Raw genomic sequence first — 16193 nt, forward strand, 5'->3', positions numbered from 1 at the left:
ATGCGGAATGCACCCTATAATCCGCCGCTTCGCAGGCACCAGCAGCAGGATTCATGGGACGCGGTCCATCCATCGAGGCGCGCAAGAACGCCGTCGACGCCCAGCGCGGCAAGATCTTCACCAAGGTGATCCGGGAAATCTCGGTCGCGGCCCGCGCCGGCGGCGGCGATCCGGCCGGCAATCCGCGCCTGCGCAGCGCCATCGACAAGGGCCTGGCGGTGAACATGTCCAAGGACGTGATCGAACGCGCGATCAAGAAGGCCACCGGCGAGCTGGAAGGCGTCGAGTACGAGGAGATCCGCTACGAAGGCTATGCGCCCGGCGGCGTGGCCGTGATCGTCGACTGTCTCACCGACAACCGGGTACGCACCGTCGCCGACGTGCGCCACGCCTTCGGCAAGTTCGGCGGCAACCTGGGCACCGAAGGTTCGGTCGCCTTCATGTTCAGGAAGCTGGGCGTGCTGTCGTTCGCGCCCGGCGCGAATGAAGACAAGGTCACCGAAGCCGCGATCGAAGCCGGTGCCGACGACGTGGTGGTGTATCCCGAAGATGGCGCGATCGACGTCGTCACCGCGCCGGAGGCCTTCCAGGACGTGAAGGCGGTGATGGAAGCCGCCGGGCTCAAGCCCGATCTGGCCGAGGTCACCCTGCGCGCCGACAACGACATCGCCGTGGAAGGCGAGACCGCGCAGCAGGTCGTCAGGCTGCTGCGCTGGCTGGAAGACATGGACGACGTGCAGAACGTCTACAGCAATGCCGAGCTTCCCGAAGGCGCTTACGCGTAAGCTGGCCGGGTGCAGCACCTCCGCCGCCTCCTTCGATTACCCGCCACCTACGTCCCGCGCACGGCGGGCGACGAGGTCTTCCGCCGTTGACCCGCATCCTCGGAATCGACCCGGGTTCGCAATGCACGGGCGTGGGCATCATCGATGTGGATACCGCGGGCCGGTCGAGTCACGTCTTCCACGCGCCCTTGGTGCTGTTGGGCGAAGGCGACTTCGCTGCCCGGCTCAAGCGGCTGCTGCAGGGGCTGACCGAAATCATCGAGGCGCATCGGCCCGACGAGGTCGCGATCGAGCGCGTGTTCCTGGCGCGCAACGCCGATTCGGCGCTCAAACTCGGGCATGCTCGCGGCGCGGCGATCTGTGCGGTGGTGCTGCGCGACTTGCCGGTGCACGAGTACGCGGCCAAGGAGATCAAGCTGGCCGTGGTCGGAACCGGCGCCGCCGACAAGCAGCAGATCCAGCACATGGTCGGCCTGATGCTGGGCCTCAAGGGCAAGCTGCAGGCCGATGCCGCCGATGCGCTGGCCGTGGCCATCACCCACGCCCATGTGCGCGCCAGCGCGGCCCGGCTCGGCGTCGACGTGCGCCAGGCGTGGAGCAGGAAGCGATGAGAACGATGAATCCGCAGCCGCTCGCCGCTAGCCGCTTCCAAACCGGGGCAAGGCGTCCATGATCGGCACCCTCAAGGGCATCCTCACCCACAAACAGCCGCCGTGGCTGGTGGTGGACGTGCACGGCGTCGGCTACGAGCTGGAGGCGCCGATGAGCACGTTCTATGACCTGCCGGAGGTCGGGCGCGAAGTCCTGCTACACACCCATTATGCGCAGCGGGAGGACAGCGTGGCCCTGTACGGCTTCCTCACCCTGCCCGAGCGCCGCCTGTTCCGCGACGTGCAGAAGGTCAGCGGCATCGGCGCGAAGATCGCGCTCGCGGTGTTGTCCGGCGTCAGCGTCGACGCGTTCGCGCAGCTGGTGCAGGCCGGAGACGTGACCGCGCTCACCCGCATTCCCGGCATCGGCAAGAAGACCGCCGAGCGGATGGTGGTGGAGCTGCGCGATCGTGCGGTTGACCTGGTCGGGACCGCCCCCACATCGGGGCCAGGCGAGCGCAGCTACGATCCGCTGTCCGAAGCCACCATCGCCCTGCAGCAGCTCGGCTACAAGCCGGCCGAGGCGCAGCGCATGGCCAAGTTCGCCTTCATCGACGGCGACACCGCCGAAACCATCATCCGAAAGGCGCTACAGTCCGCGCTCCGCTGAGGCGGGCCCGAAGCACCAATGCCATCTCCCTCATCCAAATACGCGAAGGCCCAGCACGGGCACGGCAAGACCGGGTTGCGCGGCCTCGTAATGGGCGCGATCGGCGTCGTCTTTGGCGACATCGGCACCAGCCCTCTGTACACCCTGAAAGAGGCGTTCTCGCCGCATTTCGGGCTTACCGGGGACCACGACACGGTGTTGGGCATCCTGTCGCTGGTGTTCTGGGCATTGATGATCGTGGTCACGCTCAAGTACGTCACGATCATCATGCGTGCCGACAACGAGGGCGAGGGCGGCATCATGGCGCTCATGGCGCTGGCGCAGCGTACGCTCGCCAAGGGTGGGCGGTCGGCCTATGTGGTGGGTATCCTCGGTATCTTCGGCGCTTCGCTGTTCTTCGGCGATGGGGTCATCACCCCGGCAATTTCGGTACTGGGCGCGGTCGAAGGGCTGGAGGTCGCTGCGCCGCGACTGCATGCCTACATCGTACCCATCACGGTCGCGATTCTGGTCGCGGTGTTTGTCGCGCAGCGCTACGGAACCGAGAAGGTCGGCCGCGTGTTCGGTCCGATCACGCTGCTGTGGTTCCTCTCGATCGCCGCCGTGGGCGTCTACAACGTGGTGGATGCTCCCGAGGTGCTCGCGGCCTTCAATCCGTGGTGGGGCGCAAAATTCTTCATCACCCACGGCTGGCATTCGCTTTTCATCCTGGGGGCCGTGGTGCTGGCGGTGACCGGCGGCGAGGCGTTGTACGCGGACATGGGTCATTTCGGCCCGAAGCCGATCCGGATCGCGTGGGGCACGGTAGTCCTGCCCAGCCTGATGCTGAACTATCTCGGCCAGGGCGCGCTGGTGCTCGAGCACCCGGACGCCGTAAGCAACCCGTTCTACGAGTCGGTGCCGACCTGGGCGCTGTATCCGATGATCGTCCTGGCCACCATGGCGGCGATCATCGCTTCCCAGGCGGTGATCACCGGTGCGTTCTCCGTGGCGCGTCAGGCCATGCAGCTGGGCTACATCCCGCGCATGCAGATCAAGCACACCTCGCGCGACACGATTGGCCAGATATACATCCCCTACATCAACTGGCTGCTGATGCTGCTGGTCATCGGGGTGGTGCTGGCATTCCGCAGCTCCACGGCGCTCGCCACGGCGTACGGCATCTCGGTGTCGGCGACGATGCTGATCGATACCTTGCTGCTGGCGTTGGTGGCGTGGTCTCTGTGGCCGCGCTGGCGCAAGTGGGTGCTGCCGCTGTGCGTCGTGTTCTTCATCGTCGATCTGGGCTTTGTGGTGGCCAACGGTGCCAAGTTCTTCCACGGCGCCTGGTTCCCGATCGCGCTGGGCTTGGTGGTCTTCACCATCCTGCGCACCTGGCGCCGTGGGCGCGAGCTGTTGCACGACGAAGTGCGCAAGGAAGGCATCCAGCTCGACACCTTCCTGCCCGGGCTGATGCTCGCGCCGCCAGCGCGGGTACCCGGCACGGCGATCTTCCTCACCGCCGACAAGGGCGTGGTGCCGCACGCGTTGCTGCACAACCTCAAGCACAACAAGGTTCTGCACGAGCGCAATGTATTCCTGACCGTCGAGACGCTGAACGTCCCCTACGCGCCGGCGGACAAGCGGCTCAAGATGGAGGGGATCGGCGACGACTTCTACCGGGTGCTGGTGCGCTACGGCTTCATGGAAACCCCGGATATCCCGCTGGCGTTGATGCGCAGCTGCGACAAGGGCGGCATGTACTTCGACCCGATGGACACCACTTACTTCGCCAGCCGCGAAACCATCGTCGCCGGCGCGCACCGCGGGATGCCGGTATGGCGCGACAGGCTGTTCGCGATCATGCACCGCAATGCCGCACCGGCCACGGGCTTCTTCCGGATTCCCGGAAACAGGCTGGTGGAACTGGGCGCGCAGGTGGAGATCTGACGAAAGATCGTGGGGCGTCCTTCCGTCGTGAGAACATTGCGCGCATGACCGAAGACCGCATCATCGCCGCCGCACCCACCCGCGAGGACGAGGCGGTCGAGGCCAGCATCCGGCCCAGGACCCTGGACGAATATCTCGGCCAGCTGCCCGTGCGCGAGCAGCTGGGCATCTACATCGAAGCCGCCAGGCGGCGTGGCGAGGCGCTCGACCATGTGCTGATCTTCGGGCCGCCCGGTCTGGGCAAGACCACGCTCAGCCATGTGATCGCCAACGAGCTGGGCGTCAACCTGCGGGTCACCTCCGGCCCGGTGATCGAGAAGGCCGGCGACCTGGCAGCGCTGCTGACCAACCTGCAGCCGCACGACGTGCTGTTCGTGGACGAGATCCATCGCCTTTCGCCGGTGGTCGAGGAAGTGCTGTATCCGGCGATGGAGGACTACCAGATCGACATCATGATCGGCGAGGGCCCCGCCGCCCGGTCGATCAAGCTCGATCTGCCCCCGTTTACCCTGATCGGCGCCACCACCCGCGCCGGACTGCTGACCGCGCCGCTGCGCGACCGGTTCGGTATCGTGCAGCGCCTGGAGTTCTATTCGCCCGGCGAGCTCACCAGCATCGTGCGCCGCTCGGCGCGGATCCTGGGCATCGACTGCGATGCCGAAGGCGCCGACGAGATCGCCAAGCGCTCGCGCGGCACCCCGCGTATCGCCAACCGCCTGCTGCGGCGCGCGCGCGATTTCGCCCAGGTGCGCGCCGCCGGGCACATCGATCGCGAGGTCGCGTCGGCCGCCATGCAGATGCTGGCGGTCGACCCTGTCGGCTTCGACGATCTCGATCGGCGCCTGCTGCGGCTGATCATCGACAACTTCGACGGCGGGCCGGTCGGGGTGGAATCGCTGGCCGCCGCGCTCAGCGAGGAGCGCGGCACACTCGAGGACGTGATCGAACCGTATCTGATCCAGCAGGGCTACCTGGTGCGCTCGGCTCGTGGGCGCATGGCGTCGGCCAAGGCCTACCGCCATCTGGGTTTGCCGGTCAAGCCGCGTCCCAACGACATGTTCGCGGAGGATGCAAGTGGCGGTTGAGCCGCGGTTCAGTTGGCCGACACGGGTGTATTGGGAGGATACCGACGCTGGCGGCGTGGTCTACCACGCGCAGTATCTGGCGTTTATGGAACGCGCCCGCACCGAGTGGATGCGCGCATGCGGACATGGCCAGGAACTGCTGCGCGATGCGCATGGTCTGGTGTTCGCCGTGCGCGCGATGCGGATCGACTTCCGCCTGCCGGCGCGGCTGGACGACGAGCTGCAGGTCAGCGTGGCGCTGGTGGAATGCCGCAAGGCGAGTCTGGTGGTGGCGCAGCAAGTGCTGCGCGGCGAAACGTTGTTGCTGGAAGCAGAAGTGCGTGTGGCAGCGCTCGATCCGGCCGGCTTCAAACCCCGGGCGATCCCCGATGCGTTGTACCTGCAACTGAAATCCCTCGAATCGTGAATCCTTTTTGAAAGCGACGGAGTAAACCCGGATGATCCCAATGCCGATGCTGCTGCAGGCCGCGGTCGAACCCCTGCCGGAAGAGGCCGCGGCTGCCACCGATGCGGTCGCGCAGGGCGCCGACGCGGCCACCCATCCCGCGGTCGCCGAGGGCAGTCTCGACCTGCTGCAGCTGTTGCTGCACGCGTCGATCCCGGTGCAGCTGGTGATGCTGCTGCTGCTGTTCGCCTCGGTCGCTTCCTGGGTGATCATCTTCCGCAAGAAGAAGATCCTCGATCGCGCCGAGCGCGAAGCGATCGGCTTCGAGGAGCGTTTCTGGTCGGGGGCGGAGCTGTCCAAGCTGTATGCCGGCGCCACCGAGCGCAACCGGGACGTCGGCGGCATGGAGGCGATCTTCGAGGGCGGCTTCCGCGAGTTCAACCGGATCCGCCAGCGCCGTGGCGTGGATTCGCGGGTCCAGCTCGAAGGCGCGCAGCGCGCGATGCGGGCGACCGCCTCGCGCGAGCTCGACGATCTTGAACACAATCTCGAGTTTCTCGCCAACGTCGGTTCGATCAGTCCCTACGTGGGTCTGTTCGGCACGGTCTGGGGCATCATGATTTCCTTCCAGGGCCTGGCCAACGTCAAGGAGGCGACCATTGCCACCGTGGCGCCGGGCATCTCCGAGGCGCTGATCGCGACCGCGATGGGCCTGTTCGCGGCGATTCCCGCGGTGTGGGCCTACAACCGCTTCGCCACCAAGGTCGACCGCATCGCGACACGCTATGACGCGTTCAGCGAGGAGTTTTCCTCGATCCTGCAGCGGCAAGCGCACATCGACGATTAGGCGAGGAGCAACTCCATGGCACACACCGCCAGCGGTCGTCGCATCCGCAAGCGCAGGCTCAAGGCCGACATCAATGTCGTGCCGTACATCGACGTGATGCTGGTGCTGCTGATCATCTTCATGGTCACCGCGCCGTTGCTCAACCTGGGCGTGGACATCGAACTGCCGCAGTCCAACGCCAAGTCGATCACCGAGAAGAAGGATCCGGTGATCGTCAGCGTGGATGCCGACGGCAACTTCTTCCTGACCCTGCAGGGTGCGAAGAACGAGGCCCTGGCCGCCGACGCGCTGGCTGCCAAGGTCGGCGCCTTCGTACGCAACAACAAGGACGTGCCGGTATTCGTCGCCGGCGATGCCAAGGCCAACTACGAAACCGTATACGGCGCGATGGTGTTGCTGCAGAACGCCGGCGTGCAGAAGGTCGGCCTGATGAGCCAGCCGAACGAGGCGCCCGCGCAGTGAGGGAAACCCGCGCCGACACCACCCAGGCCTTCGTCTACGCGATCGCACTGCACGTGCTGCTGTTCGCGCTGATGTTCCTGGGCCTGTGGTGGACGCGCACCACGGCGCCGCAGTCCGCGGCCGGCTCGCCGATCGAAGCCGAGCTGATCGATCCGGACGCCCTTTCGGCGCGCATGAAGCGCGCGCTGGCTCAGCGGCCCGAGCCGGTCGCGCCGCAGCCCGAACCCGAACCCGAGCCGGTCGCGGAGGACAGCGTCCCGCCGCCGCAGCCGATCCCGGAGCCGCTGCCCGACGAATCGTTGGTGGAGCGGCAGGTCCAGGCCCAGGAACGCGTGCCCGAGCCGGATACCGAGCAGCAGGAGGAAGTGCGCCGTGACGCGATCTCCGCCGAAACCCGGGAGCGTGAGCAGGAAGAAAAGCGCCGCGAGGAGCAGATCGACCTGACCGAACGCGAGCGCCAGCGTGAGGCCGAGGAGCGGCAGCGCCTGGCCCGCCAGCAGGAGCGCGAAGAGAAGCTCAGGCAGATCCGCGCCGAGCGCGCGAAGTTGCAGCGGCAGACCCAGATGGCGGAACAGAAGCTCAAGCAGATCGCCGATCGCCAGGCGATGGCCGCCTCGGAGGCGGCCGCACAGTCCGACGCCGAAGCCAGCGCCACCCCGCCACCGGGCAACAACGGCGTGGACGAAGGCCTGCTGCGGCAGTACATGGCGGCCATCCAGTCCGCGGTCACCAGCAAGTGGACCCGCCCGGACAACATGCCCGGCCTGCCGTGCAAGATGCGCATCGTGCAGCTGCCCGGCGGCGAGGTCATGAGCGTGCAATTCGATGCCAGCTGTCCCTACGATGAGGCCGGCAAGCGTTCGGTCGAGGCGGCGGTCCTCAAGGCCCAGCCGCTGCCCTATGCCGGGTTCGAATCGGTGTTCAACCGGCGGCTCAATTTCACCTTCCGGCCCAATTGAACCCTCCCAGCCTCAGCCAAAGGGGTTCGTTCATCTTTCAGGCCGGCTTAACGGCCAAGCTTTAACACTTCACCGGGCTTAACAGGCCTGGTTCCGATAATCCCGCGTCCACCAATTCCGTTCCGTTTCGAGGATCGCCGATGACCCGACCCCTGCGCTGGCTGACCGCGTTCGTGTTCCTGCTGCTGCCTCTGGCGGCCGTGGCCCAGGAACAGGGGCTGGAGATCGACATCATCGGCGGCAACGCCTCGGCCACCCCGATCGCGGTCGTGCCCTTCGCCGGCAGCGCCGGGGAAACCGACGTCGCTGCGGTGATCCGTGCCGACCTGGACCGCTCCGGCCAGTTCCGCAGCCTGCCCGAGCGGGACATCGTCGAGCGCCCGACCCGCGGCAGCGAGGTCAATTACCCCACCTGGCGCACGCTCAATCAGGATTACCTGTTAGTGGGACGCATCGTCGACGGCGGCGGCGGAAGTTTCCGCACCGAGTACGAACTGTTCGACGTCGCCAAGCAGGAACGCCTGCTCGGTTTCGCCCTGACCGCGCGCAGCAGCGCCATGCGCGACGTGGCCCACCAGATCGCCGACGCGGTGTACGAAAAGATCACCGGCGTGCGCGGTGCGTTCTGGACCCGGGTCGCCTATGTGACTGCCAGCGGCGTGGGCAAGGGATCGCGCTATGCCCTGATGGTGGCCGACGCGGACGGCTGGAATCCGCAGACCGTGGTGCGCTCGAACGAGCCGCTGCTCTCGCCTTCATGGAGCCCGGATGGGCGCAAGCTGGCCTACGTCAGTTTCGAACGCGGCAATTCGTCGATCTTCATCCAGGACATTTCCACCGGTGCACGCGAACTGGTGGCCAGTTTCAGGGGCATCAACGGCGCGCCGAGCTTCTCGCCCGACGGTAGCCGGCTTGCGCTCACGCTCTCGCGCAGCGGCAACCCGGAGATCTACGTGATGAACCTGGGCAGCAAGGCCCTGACCCAGGTCACCAACCAGATGGGCATCGACACCGAGCCCACCTGGAGCGCCGACGGCGGCACGATTTATTTCACCTCCGACCGCGGCGGACGCCCGCAGATCTACCAGGTCTCGGCCGGTGGCGGGGGTGCGACCCGGGTCACCTTCCAGGGCAGTTACAACGCCACCCCGACAGTGTCCTTCGACGGCAAGAAAATCGCCGTCGCCCAGGGCAGCGGCAATACCTACCGGATCGCCATGCTCGACCGCAGCCTTGGATCGCCGCGCTGGAGCACGCTCTCGCCCGGCTCCCTGGACGAATCGCCCAGCTTCGCGCCGAACGCTGCGATGCTGCTGTATGCCGCGCGCGAGGGCGGGCGGGGCGTGCTGTACTCGGTCTCGGCCGACGCCCGCGTGCGCCAGCGCCTGGTCCTGGCCAATGGCGATGTGCGCGAACCGTCCTGGGGTCCGTTTCGCAGCCCCCGCTAGCGGTCGTCACGGCCTCCTGTTAAGTTTCACCCCCCGTAGCGCAGTTCCCTACGCTTACGTGCCATCGACGAGGACACAATGAACAAGACTACCCGCGTGCTGATCGCCGCCCTGCTGTGTACCGCAGCGGTCGCGTGTTCCAAGAAGGTCAAGGAAGTGCCTCCCGCCGACACCGGCGCCGGCACCGGTACCGTGACCGATACCGGCCCCACGACTCCGGGCGCCTATGGCCCCGAGGACCTGGACACCGATGCCTGCCTGCGCCAGCGCGTGGTGTACTTCGATCTTGACCAGGACGCGCTGCGTCCGGAATTCCAGGCCGCGATGGCCTGCCACGCCAAGTACCTGCGCGATCGTCCTTCCTCGCGCATGACCCTGGAAGGCAACGCCGACGAGCGCGGCAGCCGCGAGTACAACCTGGGCCTGGGCGAGCGCCGCGGCAACGCCGTGTCCTCCGCGCTGCAGGCCAATGGCGGTTCGGCCGGCCAGATCACCGTGGTCAGCTATGGCGAAGAGCGCCCGACCTGCACCACGTCCGGTGAAGATTGCTGGGCCAAGAACCGCCGCGTCGAGATCGTCTATACGGCCAAGTAAGGCCGGCGATCAGCGCCTGCGAACGACCGCGCCCTGCCGCGGTCTGAATATCGGCGGTGGCTGGCGGGTTTCCGCCGGCGCCGCCGATCTTCTTTGAGCCATCCGTATCACCCCAGGAGTGCCACCCATGAGTTCCGGCATGAACCCTATCCGGGCCTTCGCCCTGGCCGCCGCGATCGCGTCCGCGCTCGCGGTAAGCGCCCCGGCGGCTGCACAACGCGCGAGCCTGGCCGATCGCGTGGTCGCGCTGGAACAGCGCGCCGCGAACAATCAGGGCAACGTGGACCTGCTCAACCAGGTCACCCAGCTCAAGGCCGAGGTCTCGAGCCTGCGCTCGCAGATCGAGGAGCTGCAGCAGGCAAACGAGCAGGCGCAGTCCACCGCGCGTGCCCAGTACCTGGATCTGGATGGGCGGCTGAACCGGCTGGAAGGCGCCGGAGCGCCGGTTTCCCCCGGGGCCGGCTTGCCCGCTGTGCCTGACACCGCGCCGCCATCCGCGACGCCTGGAGCCGTCGCCGCCGCGCCTTCAACCTCCGGCGCAGCGACGCCCGTCGTGGCGGCGGTCGGCGCGGACGAGCGTGCGTCCTACGAAGCCGCCTTCGACGTGCTCAAGGCCGGCCGTTACGACGAATCCGCGCGCCTGTTCCAGCAGTTCCTGCAGCAGCATCCCGACGGCGCCTACGCGCCCAACGCGCGTTATTGGCTCGGCGAAAGCTATTACGTCACCCAGAACTACGAACTGGCACTGGAACAGTTCAAGGCCCTGTACGAGCGCTATCCCACCCACGACAAGGCGCCGGGCGCACTGCTGAAGGTCGGGCTGTCGCAGTACGGGCTGAAGCAGATGGATGCAGCGCGCGAGACGCTGACCCAGGTCACGCAGAAGTATCCGGGCAGCGATGCCGCACGCACCGCGGACGATCGCCTGCGTTCGATCGAGCTCGGCGCACGCTGATCGGGTAAGCAACACGGCCGGCAGGCGGGGCGAGCGCCACCGCGAACCTGACCGGTCTTCCCCGTAGAATTCACCCATGAACGCAGTCGCCTCGCGGGCCGGTGCGGTCGAGGCGACCTCGACCGATCGCCTGCGCATCACCGAGATCTTCCTTTCGCTGCAGGGCGAAGCGCGCGATGCCGGCTGGCCGACCGTGTTCGTGCGCCTGACCGGATGCCCGCTGCGCTGCCAGTATTGCGATACCGCGTATGCCTTCCATGGTGGTGAATGGCGCGGGATCGAGGCGATTCTCGCCGAGGTCGAAGGCCATGGTGTGCGTCATGTCTGCGTCACCGGCGGCGAACCGTTGTCTCAGAAGCGCTGCCTGGCGCTGCTGTCGCGGCTGTGCGATGCCGGTTACGCGGTGTCGCTGGAAACCTCGGGCGCGATCGACATCGGTGACGTCGATCCGCGCGTCTCCCGGGTGGTGGACATCAAGACGCCCGGCTCGGGAGAGGCCGCACGCAACCGCTGGGAAAACCTGGCGCTGCTGACGCCGCGCGATCAGGTCAAGTTCGTCATCTGCAGTCGCACCGATTTCGAATGGGCGCGCGACACCGTCGCCGAACATCAGCTGGACCGGTGCTGCGAAGTGCTTTTTTCCCCCAGCCATGCCCAGGTGTCCGCGCGCGAGCTGGCCGACTGGATCGTGGCTGAGAAGTTGCCGGTGCGCTTCCAGATGCAGCTGCACAAGCAGCTGTGGGGCGAGGAGCCGGGGCGATGACGGCGGCGGCGCGACCCGCGGTGGTGCTCGTGTCCGGCGGCATGGATTCGGCGGTGGTGCTGGCGATCGCGCGCGAACAGGGCTTCGCCGCGCACGCGCTGAGCGTACGTTACGGACAGCGCCACACGTCCGAGCTGGATGCCGCCGCGCGCGTGGCGCGGGCGCTCGGCGCGGCGGCGCACAAGACCGTGCATGTCGACCTCGGCAGCATCGGCGGTTCGGCCCTGACCGACGACGCCATCGATGTGCCGCTGGACCGTCCCGCCGATGCCGCCGGCATTCCCGCTACCTACGTGCCCGCGCGCAATACCATCATGCTGTCGATCGCCCTGGGCTGGGCCGAGGTGCTCGGCGCGACCGACATCTTCTGCGGCGTCAACGCGGTCGACTATTCCGGCTACCCCGATTGCCGACCTGAGTTCATCGACGCATTCCAGCGCCTGGCCAACCTCGCCACCAAGGCCGGCGTGGAAGGCGCGGTCATCCGCGTGCGCGCGCCGCTGTTGCACATGTCCAAGGCCGATATCGTCGCGCGCGGCCTCGAACTGGGGGTGGACTTCGCGCAGACCGTGTCCTGTTACCGCGCCGACGCCGACGGCCGCGCCTGCGGACACTGCGATGCCTGCCGGCTGCGCGCGGAGGGTTTCGACGCCGCCGGGGTACCTGATCCAACTCGCTACGCGGTTTGAACCACGTGCTGTTGGCGCTGCGCCGCCTGAACTGAACGGGCGGCCGACATCGATTCATTCAGCAGCGTCGCCATGCGCTGGTTCCAATTTGCGTGCATGCGCGCAAATTTCGCGTTGCCTGAATAACGCGCGTGAATTCATATAAATGAATGTGCATGAGGCCGCAAAACCGCGCACAGGCATTTGGAACCCTGGTTTATCCATGTAAAGGTAGCGTGAAGGCGTCGGTTCCATAACAAGAACGCCCTGGGGCTCTGCTCACAAAGCGAACTGCCGCATTCCGGCGGTTTTGTCTTGATTGCGGGCCCGCATTCCCACCAGGCACGAGACCAAAATAGAGATGAACAAAGACATTGTCGCGCGCGACGAGCATGACGCCCGGATGCCGCGCCGGGACTTCCTCCGCAAATCGCTGCTGCTGGCCCTGCCCGCGACGTTCGGAGGAATGGCGACCTCGGCGCTCGCGGCGACCATGAGTTCCCCGCTTCCGGCTTCGCTGTCGACGACCGCGCTGTTCAACCCGCCGAGCCGGACCCGCGGCAGCACCGAGATCAGCGTCCGCACCTTCGGCGCGTACGGCGACGCCGTCCATGACGATACCGCCGCATTCCAGAGAGCCATCGACGCGCTTCCGTCCGGCGGCGGCACGGTGGCAGTGCCTGCGGGCACCTACGTGATCGACCCGACGGTCATGGTGCGCCTGCGCAGCAGCATGCACCTGCGCCTTGCCGATGGCGCCGTGCTGAAAGCCAAGGCCAACGCCGCCGACCGCGCCTATGTACTGATGCTGCACAAGGTCAGCGACGTGGAAATCTCGGGCGGCGAAATCGAAGGCGACCGCGACCGGCATCTCGCCACCACCGGTCAGTGGGGCCACGGCATCATGGTGCGCGGGGCATCGCGGGTCACGATTCGCGACATGCTCATCCGCAAGTGCTGGGGCGACGGCATTTCCATCGCCGCCACGACGGACGTACCCAAGGTCATCAGCGTCGACATCGTCGTTTCCAACGTGGCCTGCGTCCAGAATCGGCGCCAGGGCATGTCCATCGGTCAGGCGCGCGGCGTCAAGGTGTACGACTCCGAGTTCAGCTATACATCGGGTATCACCCCCGGCTGCGGTATCGACATCGAATCGGATTACGAGAATCCCGGTGCAGCGAATACGCATATCGAGAATTGCCTCATCCGCTACAACCAGGGCAACGGGATCCAGGTCTATCGGCGAACCAACGGCACGACGATCAAGCGCAACGTGATCGAGTTCAACCAGGGCTATGGCGTACTGACGATCGGCGCCGTGACCGGTTACATCGGTTACAACGAGATCCGTAACAATGACCTGATCGGCGTCGGGATCCGCGCCAGCAGCTCCGATTATGCGGTCGGGCAGAACTACCTCTACAACAATGCCCGGCGCTACCGTACCTACGACATGCCCAAGCTTTCGCCAGCGGTGGCGCGCACCGGGAACGTCCTGCCCAGGCATACCGAAGTGGCCAATAGCACCAACATCAGGATCAATACCAACTACTATTACGACAAGTGAACAACGTCACCCCCGCGATCGGGGGTGGTTCACCCACGATGAATCGCTCGTATACAACCCCGCCGAAAGGCGGGGTTTTTGTTGCTGCCACCGGAGTGCGGGCGCACCATAGCAGCTGACGCGGGCCCGATATCAGGATTCATGGTGGTCCGCCGCTTTCGCGCCACGAACACTTCGTCGTGTCTAGTGTTTGCGGGTTCCGCCACATGGCGCGCGCCGAAACAGCGCCGGCACCGCAGGAAAAGTGCTCGATGAAGTTCGTGTTTTTCGCGAATACCGACTGGTATCTGTACAACTTCAGGCTGTCGACCGCGCTGCAGCTCAAATCGCGCGGCGACGATGTGGTGATGCTGTCGCCCCCGGGCGAATTTGGAGCGCGCTTCGCCGCACATGGCATCCGCTGGATCACGCTGCCGATGGATCGCGCCAGCCTGAATCCCGTCCGCGAGGCATTCACGCTCGGCGCACTTGTGCGCGTGCTCAGGGCCGAACGTCCGGACCTGCTGCACAACTTCACGGTCAAGTGCGCCATCTATGGCGCGCTCGCCGCCAGGGTCGCCGGCGTGCCGGCCGTGGTCAACGCGGTTGCGGGCATGGGTTACGTGTTCACCAGCGACCGGTTCAAGGCGCGGGCGCTGCGTCCGATCGTGAGAACGTTGATGCGCGGAACGCTCGGCAGTGGGCACACGCGGCTAATCCTGCAGAACCCCGACGATGCCGAAGCATTCATGTCGTCGCGGCTGGTTCCGTCGCAGATGATCCGCGTGATCCGCAGCTCCGGCGTGGATACCCGCCGGTTCCGCCCGGCTGCGAATGCAGCCGATCGCCGCCCACTGCGCGTACTGCTCGCCGCGCGGCTCGTATGGGAGAAAGGCATCCGCGAGTTTGTCGACGCGGCAGCCCTGCTCAAGGCGCAGGGGCGACAGATCGAATTCCTGCTCGCCGGCATGCCGGATCCGGGCAACCCGCACTCGGTCGGACGCGAGGACGTGGAACGATGGCAGGAGCGGGGCCTGATCCGCTGGCTGGGTCACGTCGAGGATATGCCGGCGCTGCTGCCGACCGTCGACGTGATGGCATTGCCCAGCTATTACCGCGAAGGCGTTCCACGGAGCCTGATCGAGGCCGCCGCCTGTGGCCTCGCGCTCGTCACCACCGATCTTCCGGGCTGCCGTGAAGTCGTTACCCGACACGGTGTCGACGGGCTGCACGCCGAGCCCCGCGACGCAGCGTCGTTGGCGGGATTGCTGACGCAACTGGACGATGATCGCGAGCTGCTACGCAGGCTCGGCGACAATGCGCGACAGAAGGCGCTGGCGCACTTCGATGAGCGCCTGGTCATCGGGAAGACCATCCAGGTCTATGCCGAGTTGCTGGGCGCGTCCTCCAGCGGGCGCGCGCTGGCGCAGTGACGCCCGCCGGGAGTGCGCTGTGCGTCGCGGGAAGGACGCCTGCGAGACCGTGAACCTGTGCAGGCGCGGAACGAACGCAGCCCGGCGCGAGAATCGTCATCCATGCAGCACCCGCCTTCCGCTCGTTCGGTGGCGGCAGAACGAACACTCCTGCGTGGACGCTCTGCCGCCATCCCGCCTGCGCAGCGCGCCGTGGAACAGCGATCGCGTTATCGACGTTGCGAGAGGGTTCTAGTTCCGCAAGCTCGGCGGCAGATAGCCAAATTTCTCGACGATGAGCCTGTCCCGGTCGCCCACCAGCTTTTCGGTTTCAGCATCGTAGTAGTAGCGGGGGCCGTGCTTCTTCGAAGAGGTATTGGTTTTGGGTCGGGACTTCATCCCGGCAGCGACCGCCGGCGGGACCTCGAACTTGGTGAACTCCAGGGCCCCGAGCAGGTCGGACTCCAGATTCTCATTCCTGATGAAGTAGTCGATGAAACAATTGTTTTTTTCGTACTCCATCAACTGCTCGGGGGTCGAAACGGCGCGCAGTCTGCCGAGTTCGCCTTTCTTGCTGGAAAAAATCTTCATGTAGCGGTACGTCAGCAATCCTGCGAAGCGGCTCAATCCACTGCGCCAGTAGCCCTCGCCGACGTCGGGCCAGTATGTTTCGTCGTGCAGCATGTGCAGCCAATGCCTGAACGCTCCGGCGTCGTTGACGTCGCGGAACGTGCGCTTCCATTCTTCGGAATGCCTGTTGGGACGGCATTCCAGGTATTCGATCAATGTCGAGTAAGGATGCAGTTTCCAGCCGCGGTCCCGGATGCGGACGCCCTTCGTGGTCACGTTGCTGTAGAAATCGCCCCTGCCATCGCAGCCGTAGGCCCAGAGCGAAACGTGCCAGTTCCACGGATCCCGGACTGATCCGAGGAAGGATCTTCCGTTCGTGAACAGGCTCGGATCGGCCTGGATATGTCTTTCGACGAATTTCCCGCCCACGATTTCCTTGAGCAGATTGCGGATGTGCGTGCATCCGGTTTTCTGCAGTTCCATGAAGACGATCTTGTCGGAAACGAACATAGCAACTCCGTC

Annotated in this window: 17 protein-coding genes; 16 read left to right on the forward strand and 1 reads right to left on the reverse strand. The window is 66.0% G+C overall.

Features of this window, described 5'->3' with window-relative positions; genetic code table 11:
• Positions 1-53: 53 nt before the first annotated feature.
• From MC375_RS08450 to MC375_RS08525, 16 genes are all read left to right on the forward strand, one after another.
• Positions 54-785 carry a YebC/PmpR family DNA-binding transcriptional regulator gene (locus MC375_RS08450; protein WP_242102833.1) on the forward strand — a complete coding sequence of 244 codons (732 nt, stop codon included), beginning with the start codon at positions 54-56 and terminating at the stop codon, positions 783-785.
• Positions 786-871: 86 nt separating this feature from the next.
• Complete coding sequence (gene ruvC, locus MC375_RS08455) at positions 872-1396, forward strand: crossover junction endodeoxyribonuclease RuvC (protein WP_242102834.1); 525 nt, start codon at positions 872-874, stop codon at positions 1394-1396.
• Between the two features lie 58 nt (positions 1397-1454).
• A complete protein-coding gene (ruvA, locus tag MC375_RS08460; protein WP_242102835.1) occupies positions 1455-2045 on the forward strand; it encodes a Holliday junction branch migration protein RuvA in 591 nt (196 codons plus the stop codon).
• A gap of 90 nt (positions 2046-2135) precedes the next feature.
• Positions 2136-3974: a potassium transporter Kup gene (locus MC375_RS08465; RefSeq protein WP_242102992.1), complete on the forward strand. Its 1839-nt coding sequence runs from the start codon at positions 2136-2138 to the stop codon at positions 3972-3974.
• 44 nt (positions 3975-4018) lie between these two features.
• Positions 4019-5059 carry a Holliday junction branch migration DNA helicase RuvB gene (ruvB, locus tag MC375_RS08470; RefSeq protein WP_242102836.1) on the forward strand — a complete coding sequence of 347 codons (1041 nt, stop codon included), beginning with the start codon at positions 4019-4021 and terminating at the stop codon, positions 5057-5059.
• Positions 5049-5465, forward strand: coding sequence for a tol-pal system-associated acyl-CoA thioesterase (ybgC, locus tag MC375_RS08475; protein WP_242102837.1), 417 nt, complete (start codon positions 5049-5051; stop codon positions 5463-5465). The genes ruvB and ybgC overlap by 11 nt, the downstream gene beginning before the upstream one ends.
• Before the next feature lie 31 nt (positions 5466-5496).
• Complete coding sequence (gene tolQ / locus MC375_RS08480) at positions 5497-6291, forward strand: protein TolQ (protein ID WP_242102838.1); 795 nt, start codon at positions 5497-5499, stop codon at positions 6289-6291.
• Between the two features lie 15 nt (positions 6292-6306).
• Positions 6307-6753: a protein TolR gene (tolR, locus tag MC375_RS08485; RefSeq protein ID WP_242102839.1), complete on the forward strand. Its 447-nt coding sequence runs from the start codon at positions 6307-6309 to the stop codon at positions 6751-6753.
• A gap of 71 nt (positions 6754-6824) precedes the next feature.
• A complete protein-coding gene (locus tag MC375_RS08490) occupies positions 6825-7712 on the forward strand; it encodes a TonB C-terminal domain-containing protein (protein ID WP_242102993.1) in 888 nt (295 codons plus the stop codon).
• A gap of 140 nt (positions 7713-7852) precedes the next feature.
• On the forward strand, positions 7853-9160 hold the full coding sequence (gene tolB, locus MC375_RS08495; RefSeq protein ID WP_242102840.1) for a Tol-Pal system beta propeller repeat protein TolB: 1308 nt from the start codon (positions 7853-7855) through the stop codon (positions 9158-9160).
• A gap of 78 nt (positions 9161-9238) precedes the next feature.
• Positions 9239-9754, forward strand: a complete 516-nt coding sequence (gene pal / locus MC375_RS08500; protein WP_242102841.1) for a peptidoglycan-associated lipoprotein Pal — start codon at positions 9239-9241, stop codon at positions 9752-9754.
• Positions 9755-9893: 139 nt separating this feature from the next.
• The gene (ybgF, locus tag MC375_RS08505) at positions 9894-10709 is read left to right on the forward strand and encodes a tol-pal system protein YbgF (protein WP_242102842.1); all 816 of its coding nucleotides are present in this window, start codon (positions 9894-9896) and stop codon (positions 10707-10709) included.
• A 76-nt stretch (positions 10710-10785) separates the two neighbouring features.
• A complete protein-coding gene (gene queE, locus MC375_RS08510) occupies positions 10786-11472 on the forward strand; it encodes a 7-carboxy-7-deazaguanine synthase QueE (RefSeq protein ID WP_242102843.1) in 687 nt (228 codons plus the stop codon).
• On the forward strand, positions 11469-12161 hold the full coding sequence (queC, locus tag MC375_RS08515) for a 7-cyano-7-deazaguanine synthase QueC (RefSeq protein ID WP_242102844.1): 693 nt from the start codon (positions 11469-11471) through the stop codon (positions 12159-12161). Before queE ends, queC begins: the two co-directional genes overlap by 4 nt.
• A gap of 340 nt (positions 12162-12501) precedes the next feature.
• Complete coding sequence (locus MC375_RS08520) at positions 12502-13710, forward strand: right-handed parallel beta-helix repeat-containing protein (RefSeq protein WP_242102845.1); 1209 nt, start codon at positions 12502-12504, stop codon at positions 13708-13710.
• Between the two features lie 251 nt (positions 13711-13961).
• Positions 13962-15122: a glycosyltransferase family 4 protein gene (locus tag MC375_RS08525; RefSeq protein ID WP_242102846.1), complete on the forward strand. Its 1161-nt coding sequence runs from the start codon at positions 13962-13964 to the stop codon at positions 15120-15122.
• 231 nt (positions 15123-15353) lie between these two features.
• On the opposite strand, the gene MC375_RS08530 is transcribed toward MC375_RS08525, so the two are convergent.
• Positions 15354-16181, reverse strand: a complete 828-nt coding sequence (locus MC375_RS08530) for a hypothetical protein (protein ID WP_242102847.1) — start codon at positions 16179-16181, stop codon at positions 15354-15356.
• Positions 16182-16193 lie beyond the last annotated feature (12 nt).

Source organism: Lysobacter sp. M2-1 (genome assembly GCF_022662495.1).
Taxonomy (GTDB): Bacteria; Pseudomonadota; Gammaproteobacteria; order Xanthomonadales; family Xanthomonadaceae; genus JAKPBU01.

What these genes read in the sequence shown, in the direction of transcription:
- ruvB (WP_242102836.1), top strand. Translation starts at nt 4,019, where the DNA reads ATGACCGAAGACCGCATCATCGCCGCCGCACCCACCCGCGAGGACGAG.
- ybgF (WP_242102842.1), top strand. Translation starts at nt 9,894, where the DNA reads ATGAACCCTATCCGGGCCTTCGCCCTGGCCGCCGCGATCGCGTCCGCG.
- pal (WP_242102841.1), top strand. Translation starts at nt 9,239, where the DNA reads ATGAACAAGACTACCCGCGTGCTGATCGCCGCCCTGCTGTGTACCGCA.
- tolB (WP_242102840.1), top strand. Translation starts at nt 7,853, where the DNA reads ATGACCCGACCCCTGCGCTGGCTGACCGCGTTCGTGTTCCTGCTGCTG.
- MC375_RS08520 (WP_242102845.1), top strand. Translation starts at nt 12,502, where the DNA reads ATGAACAAAGACATTGTCGCGCGCGACGAGCATGACGCCCGGATGCCG.
- MC375_RS08465 (WP_242102992.1), top strand. Translation starts at nt 2,136, where the DNA reads ATGGGCGCGATCGGCGTCGTCTTTGGCGACATCGGCACCAGCCCTCTG.
- MC375_RS08450 (WP_242102833.1), top strand. Translation starts at nt 54, where the DNA reads ATGGGACGCGGTCCATCCATCGAGGCGCGCAAGAACGCCGTCGACGCC.
- MC375_RS08525 (WP_242102846.1), top strand. Translation starts at nt 13,962, where the DNA reads ATGAAGTTCGTGTTTTTCGCGAATACCGACTGGTATCTGTACAACTTC.
- tolQ (WP_242102838.1), top strand. Translation starts at nt 5,497, where the DNA reads ATGATCCCAATGCCGATGCTGCTGCAGGCCGCGGTCGAACCCCTGCCG.
- tolR (WP_242102839.1), top strand. Translation starts at nt 6,307, where the DNA reads ATGGCACACACCGCCAGCGGTCGTCGCATCCGCAAGCGCAGGCTCAAG.
- MC375_RS08530 (WP_242102847.1), bottom strand. Translation starts at nt 16,181, where the DNA reads ATGTTCGTTTCCGACAAGATCGTCTTCATGGAACTGCAGAAAACCGGA.
- queC (WP_242102844.1), top strand. Translation starts at nt 11,469, where the DNA reads ATGACGGCGGCGGCGCGACCCGCGGTGGTGCTCGTGTCCGGCGGCATG.
- MC375_RS08490 (WP_242102993.1), top strand. Translation starts at nt 6,825, where the DNA reads ATGTTCCTGGGCCTGTGGTGGACGCGCACCACGGCGCCGCAGTCCGCG.
- queE (WP_242102843.1), top strand. Translation starts at nt 10,786, where the DNA reads ATGAACGCAGTCGCCTCGCGGGCCGGTGCGGTCGAGGCGACCTCGACC.
- ruvA (WP_242102835.1), top strand. Translation starts at nt 1,455, where the DNA reads ATGATCGGCACCCTCAAGGGCATCCTCACCCACAAACAGCCGCCGTGG.